Genomic DNA, 18,088 nt, shown 5'->3' on the forward strand with positions numbered 1-18,088 from the left:
GGAAAGCGCCCGGGATGCTTAAATCCCGGGCGCTTTTTATGTATTAATTTTGCCTAGCCGTCCGTATCTGTGATCAGAAGCTAAAGGAAGAAATGAGTAGATCAAATAAATGGAAAAAGCGGAGCTAATTCGATTCAAAACTGAGCTGCGGCCTAGTCTAAAGGGAAAAGCTCCATCTAAATTGGGCGGATGTGCTGGGATTTGGCCTTATGCAAGCATTAAGAAGGAGTTTTTCCATCTAATTAACCGAAAGAGTCCTCTGCCGAAAAATAAGAGGGAGATTTTCCTATTAATGTATAGCCGGATGCCAGCCGAGCCGTATTTATTAATAAGGAATGGCCATTCCTCGGCAGCGAACAAGGCATTCAACGGCCTGAATAAGCTATACTGGTAAGGAAAGGTATAATCATTGAATAGCGGGGAGGAATGGTATGCTTCAGGAACGGCTTATCGTCAATGTGTTGACCGCAGCGCTTGAGACCGGCGGTGATTTTGCGGAGATATTCGCCGAGGACAAGACTAGCGGAAGACTGGAAATGGTGGGCGGAGTTTTGGAAAGCTCTCTCTCCGGCCGCGATTACGGAGTAGGCATTCGGATTCTGAAGGGGAACTTTTCCGTCTATGCGTACACGAACGACAGCAGCGAGCACAATCTGATCGCCACGGCTCGTTCGGCTGCTGCGGCGATCCGCGGCAGCGCAGCCGGGAGCGCGGTAATGGATCTTCGGCGGACGGACTTCGATAATCGCCATTCCGTCGAAATCATGCCGGACAGCTCGCAGAAGAAGCGCAAAATCGAACTAATGCGGCGCGCCCACAGTACGGCGGCAGGATTTGATCCATGCATTGCCCAGACGAAGATCCATGCGACTAATCAACTGCAAAATGTGCTGATTGCAAATACCGAAGGCTTGCTGGTGCAGGATACGCGGGTCTACACGAGGCTGGGGATCAGCGCGGTGGCGGAGGATGGCGACCAGAAGCAATCCGGATTCAGCGGGCCGGGCGCCTATGCCGGTCACGAGTTCCTCGAAGGTCTGGACATCGAAGAGCATGCCCGCACGGCTTCCCGGATTGCCGTCACGATGGTGAAGGCGGGCTTCGCGCCCAGCGGAAGGCTTCCCGTCATTATCGACAACGGGTTCGGCGGCGTCTTGTTCCATGAAGCCTGCGGCCATGGGCTGGAATCGACGGCCGTCGCTCCGGGATCGTCGGTGTTCGCGGGCAAACTCGGCGAGCGGGTCGCTTCGCCGCTTGTAACCGCGGTGGATGACGGCACGATTGCGAATGCTTGGGGCTCGCTGAATATCGACGACGAGGGCGCAAGGACGCAGCGCAATGTCCTGATCGAGAACGGCTTACTGAAGGGCTACTTGATCGACCGGATGGGCTCTCGCAGAATGGGTATGCCTTCCACTGGCTCCGGCCGCCGGCAATCGTACAAATTCGCTCCGGCGTCACGGATGAACAACACGTTCATCTGCAACGGAACATCGACCCGGGAGGAGATTATCGCGAATACCGAATACGGCATTTATGCCAAGTCCATGGGCGGTGGATCGGTCAATACGGCGACAAGCGATTTCAATTTTGCCGTTCAAGAAGCCTACATTATTCGTAATGGTAAAATCGCCGAACCGGTCAAGGGTGCGACCCTGATCGGCAAAGGAATCGACTGCTTAAGCAAAATCGACATGGTCGGCAACAATCTCGAACACGGACAAGGCATGTGCGGGTCAGTCAGCGGAAGTCTGCCGGTTAACTGCGGACAGCCCACGATCCGGATATCGGAAATGACCGTAGGCGGAAGAAAGGGGGAGTAGCGCGGTGAATATCGAAGAGTTTCAGGAAGCCCTTTTTGCCAAAGGCAGGAAAGCGGGATTCACCGAAATGGAGATTTATTATGCGAACAGCCGGTCCATCTCGGTATCGGTGCTTAAAGGCGAAATTGATGCGTATAAAATCGTCGAGAGCGGTGGTCTGTCGTTCCGCGGCCTCATCGGGGGCAAAATGGGCTATTCATCCACCGAGAGGCTGGATGATGAATCCATTGACTATTTGCTTGACGAAGCGGGAAGCAATGCTGAAGTGCTGGAGAACGAGGAGCCGGAAGAATTGTTTGCCGGTTCCGAGCGCTATCATTCCGTGAATACTTATTCGGCTTCTCTGATTAAGACTTCCCCCGACCGATTGATCGAAGCCGCCCTTGCGATGGAACGTATAGCTCTTGAAGCCGACCACCGTATTGATATGGTTAGACGCTCCGCCGCCTCGGTCAGTGAAAGTGAAGTGCTGATCGTCAATACGAAAGGCCTGAACTGCCACAGAAAGCACAGCTCCGCATCTGCGAGCATTTATGTACTGGCTAAAGAATCCAAGGACGCGAAGGAGACTGTGACCGGAGGCTGGTTCGATTTCTCTCTTCGAAGCTTTGACGATATCGATCTGGAAGCGGTGGCGCTGACAGGCGTCCGGGAGGCCGTTTCCAAGCTTGGCGCAAATACGGTACAATCGGACAATTATCCGGTCATTTTCCGGAATGACGCCGCGACCTCTTTGCTGTCAAGCTTCACTTCAGTGTTCTCCGCAGAGTCGGTGGACAAAGGATTTTCCCGGCTGAAGGGCAAGCTCGGCGAGCGAGTGGCGGGGAGCAATGTATCGATTATCGATGACCCGCTGATGGACAACGTTCCGTCAAGCAAATCGTTCGATGCGGAAGGGAGTGCTACCGCGCGCCATGAGCTGATCAAGGACGGGAGACTGCTTACTTTTTTGCATAATCGTAAAACGGCCCGGAAGACCGGAGCCGCAAACACGGCCAACGCCGCAAAAGGCGGATACAAAGGCATGGTCGAAGTTTCGCATCATAATCTGTATATCGCACCCGGAACGGCCGCACTTGCGGAAATCATCCGCGGCACGGAGCGGGGAATTCTGATCGTTGAGCTTCAGGGCCTGCATGCCGGGACGAATGCGACTTCGGGGAGCTTTTCCCTGGCGGCAATAGGCTATTTGATTGAGCACGGAGAAATTGTAAGACCGGTGAACCAGATTACGGTATCCGGCAACTTTTTCGAGCTGCTGAACGGGATCGAGACGATCGGAAATGACCCGCGGTTTGTCGGCAGCTGCACCTCTCCGACGCTCAAAATCGGCTCATTGTCCGTGTCGGGAGCTTGATTCCACACCGCACGACGCGTCAAAAATCAAGGCAGATGGCGGAGTTCCGCCGTCTGCCTTTTAAAATATAAGGATGAAAGGTTTTGGAACAAGCTTGCGGAGACAAGGCTTTACCTTGCGGGCAGTCTTGCCTGCAAATTCAGGCACAAAATGTCGGATAAACCTGTTCATTTTCAGTTAATTTATTAATGAGAGGAGGTCATAACCATGGATTTGCTCAAAAGTATGAATGGAGCGTTGAGATATATCGAGGAAAATATCGCTGGCGACATCGACTTCAAGGAGGCGGCAAGGGCGGCTTGCTGCTCCGATTTTCATTTTAGAAGAATGTTTTCCTTCCTTGCCGGCATCACACTTTCGGAATATATCCGGCGCAGGCGTCTTACTCTGGCGGCATTTGAGCTTCAAGGAAGCAGCGTAAAGGTCATAGATATTGCGGTCAAATACGGATACAGCTCGCCGGACGCTTTTGCAAGAGCTTTTCAGAAACTGCACGGCATTGCACCATCGGAAGCGAGAAATAACGGCCATTCGCTTAAATCCTATCCGCCGATGACCTTCCAGTTAACCATTAAAGGGGGAAAAGAAATGAACTATCGGATGGAAGAGAAAGAGGCCTTTCGCATAGTGGGGATTAAGAAAAGAGTCCCGATCCGCTTCGACGGGGTCAACCCGGAGATTGCCGCGATGTGGGAAAGCTTGGACAGCGAAACAATCCATCAGCTCAAAAGGCTTTCCAATGTGGAACCCAGGGGGCTGCTTAGCGCATCCGTGAACTTTTCCGAGGGCAGGATGGAAGAAAAAGGGGAGCTGGATCACTATATTGGAGCAGCGTCAACAGAAGAGTGCCCGGCCGGCTTGACGAAGCTTGAAGTTCCCGCCTTAACTTGGGCGGTATTCGAAGCCGTAGGCCCTTTCCCCGGTACACTGCAGAATATTTGGGGACGCATTTATTCGGAATGGTTTCCGTCGGCCAACTATGAGCAAGTGGAAGGACCGGAAATGCTGTGGAATGAAAGTAAAGATGTGACCTCGCCGACATTTAAAAGTGAAATATGGATACCGGTGATGAAAAAGCAAAGGATGCAATCTTATTAGAAGATTCGGGAGTGCAGCGAAATTCTGGGTGATTTGGCTTACAATAATAAAGTAAATTTAAATATGTGATTTGATAAGGATTGATTTTAATCCGATAAAATGATAAGATACCGTCATAATCATTGGTATTTATTACGTTCTCAAATAAATATGACAATCCTTCAGGGCAGGGTGAAATTCCCTACCGGCGGTGATGATTCGTATGACGCGACAGCGGCATGCGAAAGACAAGTCCGCTACCCGGATCGCGCTTCCCGCGCGGACGGTGGACCCGGTGAGATTCCGGGACCGACAGTATAGTCTGGATGGAAGAAGGAGAGTTGCCGTTTGCCCTTGTCGTTAAGTGGCAAACCTGATGAAATGGCTCTGCATAACATGTGCGATAATTCACAAGGCCTTTAGTCCGGTGATTTATCCGTATATGGGTTTCGGATGCATTCACACTCTCAAACTGCCCATTCACGGCTCCTTAAAGGAGTAGTGGATGGGTTTTTTAATTAAATCAGCATCTGGCGGTTGAAGATCGGAGGCTAGGCATGGAAGTAATGAATGACGAGTTCTACATGTCGCTTGCGCTTGATATGGCCGAGCGGGCCCAAGGACAGACGGGGATTAATCCGGTTGTCGGGTGCGTCGTCGTTAAGGACGGCGCAGTGATCGGCCTGGGAACCCACCTAAAGCGGGGAACGGGCCATGCCGAGGTACATGCGCTGAATATGGCTGCAGGGCAGGCGGCGGGAAGCACCGCATATGTAACGCTGGAGCCGTGCAGCCATTACGGCAAGACACCTCCGTGCAGCGAGCGGCTGATTGCCGAAGGCGTGGCAAGGGTCGTTATCGCTTGCGAGGACCCGAATCCACAGGTAGCCGGACGCGGAATCGCGATGCTCCGGGAGGCGGGAATCGAAGTGGAAGTCGGGCTGCTGCGCGAACGCGCCCTGCGGCTGAATGAAAAGTTTGTCAAATACATTTTGACGAAGCGGCCTTTTGTCACATTGAAAAGCGCCAGCACGCTGGACGGCAAAATTGCCACGCGTACGGGAGACAGCAAGTGGATTTCCAACGAGTCGGCGCGGGGAATCGTACATACGCTGAGGCATCGACATCAGGGCATCATGGCCGGTGTTGGTACGATCATTGCCGACAATCCCTCGCTGACAACCCGGACCGAGGTGCCGGGTATCAATCCGGTGCGGATCATCATCGATTCGGGCCTCCGTACACCCCTTGAATCGTCGGTTGTCACCGACGGGCAGGCGCCGACGATCATTATTGCAGCGGAAACCGCCGATGCCGCGAAGGAAGAAGCGCTGACGGCGGCCGGGGTACAGGTGCTGCGCTGCGGCGCGGGGCCGCGTGTCGACCTGGCTGCCGCGATGTCCAGGCTCGGCGAGCTGGAAATCGGCTCCATTCTGCTGGAAGGCGGCGGCATCCTGAACGGGGCGATGCTGGAGCAGGGGCTTGTGGACCGTGTGGTGCTCTTTTTCGCTCCGAAGATCGTCGGAGGAGGCGCCGCGGCGCCGGCCGCGTTTGCATTTGACGGGGTGGAGCTGATGAGGAATGCCGTTACGCTGCGGGGTGTGGAAGTGGAAGTTCTCGGAGATAATGTGTGCATCAGCGGCATTCCCGAGCTTGTATAGAAGGAGGGTGGAAGCAGGATGTTTACAGGACTGATTGAAGAAATCGGCGTGCTGCGCGGCGTTTCGTCCGGTGGAGAAGTAATGGTCCTAAATATTGGCGCATCCGTCATCATGGACGATCTCAAAATCGGCGACAGCGTGTCGGTCAACGGAGTCTGTCTCACGGCGACTTCCTTAAGCGACCACGGCTTTACCGCCGATGTCATGCCCCAGACGTACCGCAACAGCACCCTTAAGGAGCTGCGGGCGGGCAGCCGAATCAATCTGGAGCGGGCCATGGCGGCCGGCGGACGATTCGGGGGACACATCGTGCAGGGCCATGTCGACGGTATCGGAACTATCAAAAGTGTAAAACGCGATCAGAACGCGGTTGTGTTTGAGATATCGCCGGGCCGAAAGACGCTGTTCAAGTTTATTATTCCGAAAGGCTCGATTACGATAGACGGCATCAGCCTGACGGTGGCGGGCACGGCGTCCTCGTCGTTCACGGTGTCGATTATCCCCCATACGCTCGGCGAAACCGTGCTTGCCTATAAGCGCGCCGGGGACAGTGTCAATCTCGAATGCGACGTGCTGGGCAAGTACGTGGATCATCTGCTCCGGTACGGCTCGTCCCCGCAAAATGCCGAGGATGGGGAAGAGGCCGAAGGCTCCCGCATCAGCAGCGAATTTTTGGCGGCGAACGGTTTTTTATAAGATTGTGATTTTCTTGAATCCAGGAGGTCAAAAAAATGAGTCAACAGCACAACGAAGATATTCGTTTGGACCCGATTGAGGAAGCCATCTACGATTTAATGCGCGGCAAGGTCGTTATTGTTGTCGATGATGAAGACCGCGAGAACGAAGGCGATTTTATCGCTTTAGCGGAACGGGCGACCCCGGAAGTGATCAATTTCATGATTACCGAAGGACGCGGGCTTGTCTGCCTGCCGATTACGGCGGAGCGGGCGGCGGAGCTGGATTTGAAGCCGATGGTTAGTCAAAATACCGACTTTCACGGCACGGCGTTCACCGTTTCGATCGATCATAAGGATACGACAACCGGCATCTCGGCCTATGAGCGGTCGCTGACCGCCAAGGCGATTATGGACCCGAAAGCCGGCCCTTCGGATTTCCGCAGACCGGGCCATATGTTCCCGCTGATCGCCAAAAAAGGCGGCGTGCTGCGCAGAAGCGGCCACACGGAAGCCGCCGTCGATCTGGCCCGGATGTGCGGCGCCTATCCCGCCGCAGTGATATGTGAGGTCGTAAAAGAAGACGGGACGATGGCCCGTCTGCCCGATCTGCATGAAATTGCGAAGAAGCACGATCTGAAACTCATCAGCATCGCAGACCTGATCCATTACCGGAATGAAAAGGAAAAGCTGGTCACCCGTGAAGTTTCGGTCCGCCTGCCCACCGACTTCGGCGAGTTCCAAACGATTGCCTATACGAACGAAGTGGATGAAAAAGAGCATGTCGCTCTCGTCAAAGGGGATATTTCCGGAGACGAGCCGGTGCTGGTCCGCGTGCATTCGGAATGCCTCACCGGCGATGTATTCCATTCCCACCGCTGCGACTGCGGCCCGCAGTTCGAAGCGGCGCTCCGCCAGATCGAAGCCGCGGGAAAGGGCGTTCTGCTCTACATGCGCCAGGAGGGCCGGGGCATCGGCCTGATCAACAAGCTGCGCGCGTATAAGCTTCAGGAACAAGGTCTCGACACGGTCGATGCGAATCTGGAGCTCGGTTTCCCGGCGGATCTGCGTGATTACGGAATCGGAGCGCAAATCCTGAAGGATTTGGGCGTTCGCCGGATCAAGCTGATGACGAATAATCCGCGCAAGATCAAGGGGTTGGAAGGTTACGGACTTGAGGTCGTGGAGCGCGTGCCGATCCAGATGCCGGAGAACGAAGACAATACGAATTATTTGCACACCAAGCAGTTGAAGCTCGGGCATCTGCTGAAGTTCGACGACATTGAGCAGAACGAAAGCACGAAAGCGTAAGCCAATTTATTTCGCAAGCCGATTTTTAACGAAAACCGACTAATTTATTGAAAGGGTTGTTGATGAGTATGCCGCAGATTTTTGAAGGACATTTAGTTTCGGAAGGTTTGAAATACGGGATTGTAGTAGGACGTTTTAACGAATTTATTACGAGCAAACTGCTGTCGGGCGCACTGGACGCTTTCAAGCGTCACGGCGTCAAGGATGAAGAAATTTCCGTAGCCTGGGTACCGGGAGTGTTCGAAATTCCTCTGATTGCGCAAAAGATGGCCGAAAGCGGCAAATATGACGCGGTCGTTACACTGGGCACCGTCATCCGCGGCTCCACGACCCATTACGATTACGTCTGCAACGAGGTAGCCAAAGGAGTAGCCGCCATTAATCTCAAGACCGGCGTTCCGACGATCTTCGGCGTGCTGACGACGGAGAACATCGAGCAGGCGATCGAGCGCGGCGGCACAAAAGCGGGCAACAAGGGTTGGGACGCGGCGGTATCTGCTATTGAGATGGCCAATATTTCCAAATTATTCTAACCGTAGGCAGAACCGGCGGACAAAGCGTGTCTTTGACATGTCAAATGTCCGGCATCTGTGATAGAATAATAGTGAAAGAGTCTGCATGGCAGCAGGAATGCGAAGAAACCGAATTTAATCTTAAGTTTTCGACTTGTGTAGCGTCTGATTCAGGCGCTGCACTTTACTTTTTTGAAATATAAAATGTATAAGCTGTTTGCTTATCATTATTGTCTTATATTTTACGGGAAACGGCTGCCGTTCGTTCAAAGGCGGAGGAACGTTTCTAGTTGGCGGGAGGTGCCTCGTGACTGTATTGTACAAGCTGGAGACGTTTGAGGGCCCGCTGGATTTATTGCTGCATTTGATCGACAAGGCGGAAATCGACATCCAGGACATTCCGGTCAGCGAGATCACCGAGCAGTACATGGAATACTTGCGGAACATGCAGGAGCTTGAACTGGAAATCACAAGCGAGTTCCTGGTAATGGCCGCAACTTTGCTCTCCATCAAGAGCAAGATGCTGCTGCCCAAGCCGCCCGTGATCGAGATCGACGATTTCGAATACTACGAGGACGACGGTTACGATCCTCGGGCAGAGCTGGTGCAGCGTCTGATTGAATACCGCAAAATCAAGAGCATCGCCACCCAACTGATGGATATGGAAAGCGAGCGAAGCCTGATTTTTACGAAGGAACCGGACGATTTGGCTCCCTTTGTGCCTTCCCAGGTCGACAATACCCTGAAGGGGCTTCATGCTTCCGATCTGATCGCCGCATTTCGCAAGGCGCTTGGCAAGGCGGCCAGACGTTCCTCCTATGCGCGGATCACCAGAGACGAAATCTCCGTCAAGGACCGCATCCGCGACGTTTCCGCGGCGCTTCGGCGAACCGGGAAAGGCGGCCGGCTGCGCTTCTCGTCGCTGCTCGACGACAGCATGGCAAGGCATGAGATCGTTGCGACCTTTCTCGCCATACTGGAGCTGATGAAGATGAAGGCGATCTTTTGTTATCAGGAGAAATTGTTTGACGACATCGTGATGGAATGGAGAGGGGCGGAAGACATCGATGGATTACAAACGTCTGAAATCGATTATTGAGGGGCTGCTGTTTCTGGCCGGAGAGGACGGTTTGTCCGCGCGGCAAATCGCCGAAATTACCGAGCAGCGGACGGAACTCGTCGCAGGGGCTATGGAGGAACTGCGCGAGGATCTGGCCTCACAGGGCCGCGGTCTTCAGGTTGTGCAGATTGCCGGCAATTACCGGCTGGCGACTCTGCCGGAGCACGCGCCTTATTTCGAGCGTCTGGCCTATTCGCCTTCCCGTGCGTCTCTGTCGCAGGCTGCGCTGGAGACGCTGTCGATCGTCGCTTACAGGCAGCCGATTACGCGGGTGGAAATCGAGGAGATCCGCGGGGTGAAATCGGAAAGGGCGATCCATACGCTGAACAACAAGGATCTCATTCAGGAGGTCGGCCGCGCGGAAGCCGTTGGGCGTCCGATTCTTTATGGAACGACAAAATCTTTTCTGGAGACTTTCGGGCTGGCCAGCCTGAAAGAACTGCCAGAGCCCTCGGCGCAGGACGGCGGAGACAATCTGGAGGAAGAAACGCAGCTGTTGTTCGACAAGCTCGATACGCGCCAGTTGACGATCGATGAAATGGAACCATCGTAATATATTTTGCAGATGATGAAGAATCATAGACGAAACGGGTCTATGATTTTTTTACATTGGAGAGAAAAACTCATTTACGGGAGGGTCCAAGGTGGAAGCATGGTTTAGCTATAACTGGATGGTGAGGGAACAATGGTATGAGTGGTGCGGGGAATTGACGGAAGAGGAACTGCTCTGTGAACGGACTGGCGGCGTCGGAAGCATATTACGCACTCTTTTTCATATTGTCGATGTGGAATGGAGCTGGATTCGTTCTTTGCAGGGCAAACCGGATTTCCAGGAGGATTTCGAGGGCTATAAGACACTGGAAAAGGTGAGGAAGCTGGATGCGGAATTTCGTCCGGAAGTCGAGACGTTTGTTTACGCCTGGGATGACAATATGGAGACCCGAATTTTCCGCGATCCCCAGCCGGATGGCAGTGTAGCCGTTGACGCTTGGGGTGAAGTCATGCGCCATATGATTGCCCATCAAATCCACCATCTCGGTCAGCTTTCGGTTTGGGCCAGAGAAATCGGCAAGCGGCCGGTATCCGCTAACTTTATTGGGAAGAGCCTCATTAAGCCGGAAGAGTGATAGGGGTATCGCCAAGAATGCCGCCTATGAATCCTAGATTAATAACAATAATGTTAATTCAAAAACGAAGAACAACAATTAATTCTAATAACTGACGTTTCTTTAACGCCATTGGCTTTTACAGTAGCGGCTGCCTCAGTTAGCAAGGAGGAAGCTCCAAAAGCTGTTTCTAAAGTTTTTATTGGAGTATCTGCGGGTATGGTAGTCGGCGTACCAATCGTAAGTTTTATTGCTAATACTGTGTCGTTAGAAATGGCGATGGCATTCTTTCCTATTGTTAATGCAATTGTATTCATTGTTACATTACTATTTGTACCATCGATACCTGTTAAGGAAAGACTTTCTTACGGAGCTCAATTAAGCGTATTAAAAAAGTCAATTACATGGCTTTCCATTGCGGCTGGAAAATTACTTACTAATAATTCCATCAAAACTGCCGTATCATTTCCTTTTGTATTGGGAGCTGTTTACATCATATTATTCTTATTTAGACAGTTTAGCGTACCAATGGCTATCATTACTTTAATCTGGGGTATATTAGCTGGTATAGGGGCGAATATCAATGAATATTGGATGATGTCCGCAGCCCCAGAAGCCCCTGATTTTGCTAATGGATTATTTTTAACATCCTGTAACTTAGGAACAACATTTGGTGCGTAGGCGGGTTATTTATATCAGAGATGGGTACACAATACGTCGTATTGGTGGGAATTCTATCATTGTTATTAAGTTTGGTAACTATACTTAGAAACTACATGTCTACTCCTATACAACAACCTTCTAGGTAATAAATTCATGTATCAAAAAAGACCAGGTATGCTCGCTGCCTGGCCTTTTTATTTGAATTAATTATTTTAAGAAATACTATAGAATCCTCTCAAGTAAAATCCCCAATTCTTTTGCTATTGACTGAGGCGGAGAAGGCATTCCATCCTTTAACCATGATTCCAAAACCCCAACGTAAGCATTTGCGACGAATTTAACAATAACATCTTCATTTAGACCTTCATTTTTTCCATTTCCATTTGTTTTGTGCAACTCGTCCTTGAACCCTTCGATAACATAATCTAGAAACTTACTACGAAAAGAAGGGGCTGCTTCTTTACTGGCTAACATGGTTGAAAAGAATAGAGCGTGATTCTCAAAGTATTCGAATAAGATCTGGATAGCCTCTACCCATTCCACTTGACATGCCCATTCACTTGTTTCCTTAAGCTTGTTTATATGTTCTTCTATCAGCTTATCTAATAGATCAAATTTATCCAGGTAATGGAGATAGACCGTACTTCGGTTCACATTTGCCCTGTCAGAAATATCCTGTATGGTAATTTCATCGAATTTTTTTTCATTCATAAGTTCAAGAAATGCTTTTTTTATCGCTTCCTGAGTTTTGAGTACTCTTCTATCTACTTTCTGCATTGTTTCATCACCATACTTTCCTAAATATTATCAACAATTTTCATTCCTTTGCTGGATAAACAACACATTCCTTTAAATTAGCTACTACCGAAGGAAGGGATATGGACTGTAAAAAAGGGGAAATCCTATCGGTAATAGAAACTGTAGACAAAAACGCTTTGAAAATAATCGACAATTTTTATTGATTTGTTGAGTAAACAACAAATAACGTTCATTTAACGATTGTAAGCATCCTGTTTCTATTTATAATTATAAACAGATGTTGGTTAAACAATCAATGATGTTTTTCTTTGCTGGGCGAAGTCAATGTCCACCACTATAGTTTCAAAAGATTGACTACTAAACCATAAAGAAAGAGTGTTATTAACTATGTCAAAAGTTCAAGATAAAGTTGTTGTTATTATGGGTGCATCTAGTGGAATTGGTGAAGCAACGACCAAGAACTTGCACAAGAAGGAGCGAAATTAGTTATTGCGGCTCGTCGTGAGATCGCTTGAAAGCTCTTGTTGAATCATTACCAATTGCTGATATTTCATATGCTGTTGCAGATGTAACAAATAAAGACGAAGTTCAAGCCGTTGTAGATTTGGCGGTCGAAAAATATGGTCGTGTCGATGTACTCTACAACAACGCCGGAGTCATGCCACTTGCTCCACTTTCAGAAACACGCTTTGATGAATGGCGACAAATGTTAGACATCATGAAAAAACAACAATCGGGTCAAATTATTGCGACTGACTCCGTAGCTGGGCATGCTGTATGGCCTGGTTCAGCTGTGTACTCTGGGACAAAATTTGCTGTTCGTGCGATCATGGAAGGGCTACGTCAAGAAGAACGGGAAAATAATATTCGTAGCACCATTATCTCTCCAGGAGCAGTGGATACGGAGTTATATAACACTATAAATGATCCAGAAACACAAGAAATGTCGAGGAAAAATGCACGTACAGAAGGTTTCGGAATAAAGTCAGAGGATGTGGCAGATGCAGTAGCTTATGCCATTAGCACGCCTGAAACTGTTTCGGTAAGCGAAATTTTGATTCGTCCAACGAAACAAGCTCTTTAATAGATGTTACGAACAAGGAAATCTTTTCTAAAGAAAAATAAAAATTACTAACTAACGGATGCCGAGGCTGCCGTCAAGTTGGCTGTTGACCGATTTGGCCACATTGATGTGTTGGTCAACAACGCAGGTAACTTCTATGGTGGCTTCTACGAGGAACTGACCCCAGAGCAGATTGACCGTCAAATCACCACCACTTCTATGGCCCGATGAACGTCACCCGTGCCGTGTTGCCTGTGATGCGTAACGCTCGTTCTGGTCACATTATTTCAATTTCTTCACTTGCGGGATTGGCTGGATTTGAGTTCAATGCCGCTTACGCTGCTTCGAAGTTCGGTCTTGAGGGTTGGATGGAGTCGTTACGTTATGATGTCGCTCCATACGGCATTATAACGACCATCGTCGAACCAGGTTTCTTCCGTAAAGAACTTTTGGAGCCGGAATCAACCTACTGGGCTGAGCGATCTATCGATGACTACGCCGAGCGTAACCACCGTTTCGCTGGATAGCTGGTGCAGATGCGATTGCTGGTGCGGAACAGAAGGTCACTAGACTTCAACAACAGATCAACGCCTATCGTGACCTGTCGACCTCCCCGCTTACGAGGATGCATAATTTAGAGCAGAATTTTATGGTTTAAAGGGGGAATAACATTGGAAAGACCATATATTATCTGCCACATGCTAACTTCATTGGATGGGAAAATCATTGGAGATTATTTGAAAACGGAACGAGCAGCTTACTTTTCAGACGAATACGAAACAATCCATAACCGTTACGGATGTAAAGCATGGATGTGTGGCAGGGTTACCATGGAGAAAGACTTTACTTTCGGACATAAATTAGATTTAAAACAAGATCACATTTCGACGATCCCTAGAACGGATTACGTCGCAAATAAAGATGCTGAAAGTTATGCCGTAGCAGTAGATCCCTCTGGGAAATTAGGATGGACAGAAAATTCAATTGCACCATGGAATGAGAATAGGACGGAGGATCACATAGTAGAAGTCCTTACAGAGCAAGTTTCTGATGCTTACCTGGCTTATTTAAAAAATCTGGGTATTTCTTATATTTTCGGCGGAAAAGACCGATTGAATTTTACTGTCGTAGTGGAAAAGCTAAAAAATCTATTTTCAATCGATGAATTAATGCTAGAAGGTGGGGGCTTTTTGAATGGCTCCTTTTTGAATGAAGGATTAATTGATGAATTGAGCCTGGTTTTAGTCCCAATTGCAGATGGTGCATCTAACTCTGTGACACTATTTGAAACGAGCTCTTTTCTAACAAATCAGCATCCAGTAAATTTCTTCTTAAAAGAAGTCGAAAAACTGGACGATGGTGGGCTATGGTTGAAGTATGTAACAAAACGTGACTAACCTTCATTTAACAAAAGAATAGACGAATTTGCCGCCATGCGAATTTTTCCAGTAAAGAATTGCCATACTAATCCAAGGAGTTCTAACACAAGGATGCTTGGAGGTTAACACGTGAAGCTATGGCTGTTGATTGGCGCCTGGCTGCTGCTCGCGGCCGCGATACTGCTGCTCTCTTCCCGCATTTTTTTTCATTTCAGTCTGAACAGAAGAGGGCATGATGACCGGATCGTGCTTGATATCACCGCCCTTTTCGGACTTGTCAAGTATCATTACACGCTTCCGGCGCTCGTATTCGAGGGACTCAAGCGCGGGCTGCATGTCAAGCTGGAAGAGACCGGAATCGCTCCGGTCAAGTCGGCGAAGGAGGGGGAAGCGAATATCGACAAGGAGGATGTCTCGGAATGGTTTGAATTCGGAAAAAAAGCACTGAGGGCCACGCGCGGACTGAAACGCTGGACCGCCGACACGCTGTCCCATGTGCAGATTACGAAGCTGGACTGGTCCACCAATTTCTCCCTCGGCGATGCGGCGGGAACGGCCACGGCGGCCGGGGCGCTCTGGGGATTGAAATGGACGGTCATCGGCTGGACCTCACAGTGGGTGAAGCTGATGCGCAGTCCCCGTCTGTTTGTGGTTCCGGTATTTGAAGACACCGTGAAATTCTCCACTGAGGTCGATTGCAAGGGGAGAATATCGGCGGGCTACGCGCTGTATGCGGGATTCAGGCTGCTGGTCCGGGCTATGCAGGCCGATGAAGGGATCAAGCAGTGGAAAGAGATCGTCCGCGAGATGCGGTCCCGCCGGCGCGAAAAAAGCGTCGCATGACTTCGGCGGGTTACATAGTAACACTTCTTTCGGGGGAATATATACGACGTGAAGGAAATCAATTCCCTAGAAGCCGAAGGAGGATAACAATATGAGTGACCACCCCATTCAAGGTCTGATGCAGACCGCGATGGAAAACATCAAAGGCATGATCGACGTTAACACCATCGTCGGCGAGCCGGTTGAGACGAAGGATGGCAGCGTCATACTGCCGATCAGCAAAGTCGCGTTCGGATTTGCCGCCGGCGGCAGTGACTTTCAGGCGGAAGACGACGATAAGCCTGTGACAGGACAGAACGGCGGCGTGAAGCTGCTTCCGTTCGGAGGCGGCAGCGGGGGCGGGGTTTCCATTCGGCCGATCGCATTTCTCGTAGTCGGCAGGGAGGGTGTGCATATCGTCCCGCTGGACAATCAAACTCATATTTTCGAGAAAATTATCGACGCTACTCCAGGCCTGATCGACAAAATCCAGTCGATGTTCCAGACCCAAGGCGGAAACGCTACCGGACAGCAGTATACGCCTGCTCCGCCTCCCGTTCCAGTTAGCGACGTTACTTTTACCCCGTCTACCCCGGTGTAGCCGCCCTGCATAAGGCTCGCTTTGTGCGGGATCTCCGGGGATGACGAATGGATTACAAGACAGGTGCGGCTTCGCCGCGCAAATAGGGATGTCGCTTAGCTGCGATATCCCTTTTTTGTCAGGAGAAGAATTTATACGATTTCAGTATCCTTCTAAGGAAGCTGTTGCAACGACGAGGCTCCGCTTAGCGGGGCTATTTTTTGCGGCAGGGCGCCTTTGGGACATACCGTTCCGGTCGCCCGCATACACTTGTACAAAATGCCGATAGGAAGCCGGAGGATGAACATGAAAAGAGTAAATTTCAGATCTTCTCTAGCCCTGGTCTGCTGCAGCCTGCTCCTCCTCTTCACTCCGATTGCGGCGGCTGAACCGGATCAAGGGAGCGTATCTACCCATGCCAAGGCGGCCGCGCTGATTGATGTGGAGTCCGGGCGGATTTTGTACAGCAGCCACGGCGACGAGCCGATGCTGATCGCGAGCCTGACCAAGATCATGACCGCAATCGTGGCTATTGAATACGGCGATTTGAACAGCAAGGTCAAGGTCGGAAAGAAAGCTTTTGCCAAAGAAGGGTCATCTCTGTTTCTCAGGCTGGGCGAGGAGATGACGCTTGAGAACATGCTGTATGGTTTGATGCTGCGTTCGGGCAACGATGCGGCGACGGCCATCGCGGAGCATGTCGGCGGTTCGGAGGAAGGCTTTGTTCACCTGATGAACGCCAAAGCGGAGATACTGGGCCTTAAAAATACCCATTTTGCCAATCCCCACGGGCTTGACGCCGAAGGGCATTACTCCAGCGCGAATGACTTGGCCGTGCTGACGGCCTATGCTATGCATAATCCCGTATTCAAGGAAATCGTGAAGACGCAGGTGAAGACGGCGGACAATCCGTACGAGGAATGGGACTACAAATGGAGCAACAAAAATAAAATGCTGCGCCTCTATGAGGGAGGGGACGGGGTGAAGACCGGCTATACGAAAAAAGCCCTGCGCTGCCTTGTCAGCTCCGCGACCCGGGACGGCCAGCAGCTGGTCGCCGTGACTCTAAATGACGGCAACGACTGGAACGATCACTCCGCGCTCCTGGATTTCGGCTTTAACCGGTTTCCGCTTAAAATGATGATCGAGCGGGGAGAGAAGCTTCAGGGCTATGAACTGGTGGCGGGATTGAATTTCTCATATCCGTTTAGCCCGGGAGAACAAGAGCGGGTCGTCACGGAGCTGGTTCTTAACGGGAAGCAGGAGACCAGAGAAGGCGCCGATAAGGACTTCGGACTCCGGGGGGCGCTCGTGCTGAAGCTGGGCGGCGTTCCGATCGGACGGGTGCCGGTCTATGAACCGGAACGTCTGCCGCCTGCCGCGACTCCTTACGCCGACAAGTATGCTTCAACATCGGCCCACCCGGCTGACACATGGCTTCAAGCGGCGGGCAGCGCGCTTCGCGCCCTGTTCCGACTCGGTACGGAAGGAGGAGTCTCCCATGATTAACGGGATATGGCTCGGCATGATCCTCATCGGTTTTGTGTTTGCCGCGGTGAACGGCCGGATGGACGCCTTCACCGGAGCCGTGTTCGACGGCGCGAAGAACGGGGTGACGGTCAGCTTCGGGCTGATCAGCGTTCTGGTGTTCTGGCTGGGCATCATGAAGATTGCCGAGGATGCCGGGCTGCTGCGAACGATCGCCAGGGTGCTTGGACCGGTCGTCCGCTTTCTGTTCCCGGATGTGCCGAAAGGGCATCCGGCGATCGGCTATATTCTGTCCAATATGAGCGCCAATCTGCTCGGCCTGGGCAATGCGGCGACGCCGATGGGCATCAAGGCGATGCAGGAATTGCAGACGCTGAACCCGGACAAGGATACGGCGACTCCCGCGATGTGCACTCTGCTGGCGCTGAACACCGCCAGCATCACGCTCATTCCGGCGACGCTGATCGCGATCCGCCTGAACTACGGCTCCGCCGATCCGGCGGGCATCGTCGGCACGACGCTGGCGGCGACGCTGGTCGCGACACTCGCCGCCGTCTTCGCAGACCGGCTGTGCCGCCGGCTGCATTTGCTGCGAAGGCCGCCGGGGCCGCCGGCGGCCCGCCGTTCCCGCACCGGGGGAGGAACGGCTTCTCCGCCCCCGGTGGCGCATTCCCAAGCGAAAGGGTGACCGCC

Annotated in this window: 18 protein-coding genes, 2 pseudogenes and 1 riboswitch; of the genes and pseudogenes, 19 read left to right on the top strand and 1 reads right to left on the bottom strand. The window is 51.3% G+C overall.

Annotated elements, in window-relative coordinates; genetic code table 11:
* Positions 1-431: 431 nt before the first annotated feature.
* The 11 genes and pseudogenes from EH198_RS00115 to EH198_RS00165 all read left to right on the top strand — a co-directional run.
* Positions 432-1,823, top strand: coding sequence for a TldD/PmbA family protein (locus EH198_RS00115; protein WP_124693534.1), 1,392 nt, complete (start codon positions 432-434; stop codon positions 1,821-1,823).
* 4 nt (positions 1,824-1,827) lie between these two features.
* Positions 1,828-3,180, top strand: coding sequence for a TldD/PmbA family protein (locus tag EH198_RS00120; protein WP_124693535.1), 1,353 nt, complete (start codon positions 1,828-1,830; stop codon positions 3,178-3,180).
* Between the two features lie 207 nt (positions 3,181-3,387).
* Positions 3,388-4,278, top strand: coding sequence for an AraC family transcriptional regulator (locus EH198_RS00125; RefSeq protein ID WP_124693536.1), 891 nt, complete (start codon positions 3,388-3,390; stop codon positions 4,276-4,278).
* Positions 4,279-4,431: 153 nt separating this feature from the next.
* A riboswitch (FMN riboswitch) is annotated at positions 4,432-4,599 on the top strand.
* Positions 4,600-4,814: 215 nt separating this feature from the next.
* Positions 4,815-5,918 (top strand): bifunctional diaminohydroxyphosphoribosylaminopyrimidine deaminase/5-amino-6-(5-phosphoribosylamino)uracil reductase RibD, encoded by a 1,104-nt coding sequence (gene ribD, locus EH198_RS00130; RefSeq protein ID WP_124693537.1) that lies wholly within the window; start codon positions 4,815-4,817, stop codon positions 5,916-5,918.
* 18 nt (positions 5,919-5,936) lie between these two features.
* Entirely contained in the window at positions 5,937-6,614 is a 678-nt protein-coding gene (locus EH198_RS00135; protein ID WP_124693538.1) for a riboflavin synthase, read from the top strand.
* Positions 6,615-6,649: 35 nt separating this feature from the next.
* Positions 6,650-7,903, top strand: coding sequence for a bifunctional 3,4-dihydroxy-2-butanone-4-phosphate synthase/GTP cyclohydrolase II (locus tag EH198_RS00140; RefSeq protein ID WP_124693539.1), 1,254 nt, complete (start codon positions 6,650-6,652; stop codon positions 7,901-7,903).
* A 68-nt stretch (positions 7,904-7,971) separates the two neighbouring features.
* Positions 7,972-8,436 (top strand): 6,7-dimethyl-8-ribityllumazine synthase, encoded by a 465-nt coding sequence (gene ribH, locus EH198_RS00145; RefSeq protein ID WP_124694479.1) that lies wholly within the window; start codon positions 7,972-7,974, stop codon positions 8,434-8,436.
* Between the two features lie 286 nt (positions 8,437-8,722).
* Complete coding sequence (locus EH198_RS00150; protein ID WP_124693540.1) at positions 8,723-9,514, top strand: segregation and condensation protein A; 792 nt, start codon at positions 8,723-8,725, stop codon at positions 9,512-9,514.
* Positions 9,483-10,088, top strand: a complete 606-nt coding sequence (gene scpB, locus EH198_RS00155) for an SMC-Scp complex subunit ScpB (RefSeq protein WP_124693541.1) — start codon at positions 9,483-9,485, stop codon at positions 10,086-10,088. Before EH198_RS00150 ends, scpB begins: the two co-directional genes overlap by 32 nt.
* A gap of 91 nt (positions 10,089-10,179) precedes the next feature.
* On the top strand, positions 10,180-10,662 hold the full coding sequence (locus tag EH198_RS00160) for a DinB family protein (protein WP_124693542.1): 483 nt from the start codon (positions 10,180-10,182) through the stop codon (positions 10,660-10,662).
* A gap of 114 nt (positions 10,663-10,776) precedes the next feature.
* Positions 10,777-11,450, top strand: a pseudogene (locus EH198_RS00165) (MFS transporter); the annotation flags it as partial.
* Between the two features lie 76 nt (positions 11,451-11,526).
* Here EH198_RS00165 and EH198_RS00170 read toward each other — a convergent pair.
* Positions 11,527-12,081: a TetR/AcrR family transcriptional regulator gene (locus EH198_RS00170; protein ID WP_124693543.1), complete on the bottom strand. Its 555-nt coding sequence runs from the start codon at positions 12,079-12,081 to the stop codon at positions 11,527-11,529.
* Between the two features lie 369 nt (positions 12,082-12,450).
* On the opposite strand from EH198_RS00170, the pseudogene EH198_RS00175 reads away from it, so the two are divergent.
* From EH198_RS00175 to EH198_RS00205, 8 genes and pseudogenes are all read left to right on the top strand, one after another.
* Positions 12,451-13,147 (top strand): annotated as a pseudogene (locus EH198_RS00175) (SDR family oxidoreductase).
* Between the two features lie 108 nt (positions 13,148-13,255).
* Positions 13,256-13,357 carry a hypothetical protein gene (locus EH198_RS25260; RefSeq protein ID WP_281277991.1) on the top strand — a complete coding sequence of 34 codons (102 nt, stop codon included), beginning with the start codon at positions 13,256-13,258 and terminating at the stop codon, positions 13,355-13,357.
* Positions 13,354-13,653 (top strand): SDR family NAD(P)-dependent oxidoreductase, encoded by a 300-nt coding sequence (locus EH198_RS00180; RefSeq protein ID WP_281277975.1) that lies wholly within the window; start codon positions 13,354-13,356, stop codon positions 13,651-13,653. The genes EH198_RS25260 and EH198_RS00180 overlap by 4 nt, the downstream gene beginning before the upstream one ends.
* Before the next feature lie 144 nt (positions 13,654-13,797).
* Positions 13,798-14,523, top strand: coding sequence for a RibD family protein (locus tag EH198_RS00185; RefSeq protein ID WP_124693544.1), 726 nt, complete (start codon positions 13,798-13,800; stop codon positions 14,521-14,523).
* Positions 14,524-14,634: 111 nt separating this feature from the next.
* The gene (locus tag EH198_RS00190) at positions 14,635-15,348 is read left to right on the top strand and encodes a DUF2953 domain-containing protein (RefSeq protein ID WP_124693545.1); all 714 of its coding nucleotides are present in this window, start codon (positions 14,635-14,637) and stop codon (positions 15,346-15,348) included.
* A 91-nt stretch (positions 15,349-15,439) separates the two neighbouring features.
* Positions 15,440-15,928: a GerW family sporulation protein gene (ytfJ, locus tag EH198_RS00195; protein WP_124693546.1), complete on the top strand. Its 489-nt coding sequence runs from the start codon at positions 15,440-15,442 to the stop codon at positions 15,926-15,928.
* A 279-nt stretch (positions 15,929-16,207) separates the two neighbouring features.
* Positions 16,208-17,416: a D-alanyl-D-alanine carboxypeptidase family protein gene (locus tag EH198_RS00200; protein ID WP_124693547.1), complete on the top strand. Its 1,209-nt coding sequence runs from the start codon at positions 16,208-16,210 to the stop codon at positions 17,414-17,416.
* Positions 17,409-18,083, top strand: coding sequence for a nucleoside recognition domain-containing protein (locus tag EH198_RS00205; protein WP_124693548.1), 675 nt, complete (start codon positions 17,409-17,411; stop codon positions 18,081-18,083). The genes EH198_RS00200 and EH198_RS00205 overlap by 8 nt, the downstream gene beginning before the upstream one ends.
* Positions 18,084-18,088: the final 5 nt, after the last annotated feature.

This window comes from Paenibacillus rhizophilus, from assembly GCF_003854965.1.
In the GTDB taxonomy this organism is placed as follows: domain Bacteria; phylum Bacillota; class Bacilli; order Paenibacillales; family Paenibacillaceae; genus Paenibacillus_AQ; species Paenibacillus_AQ rhizophilus.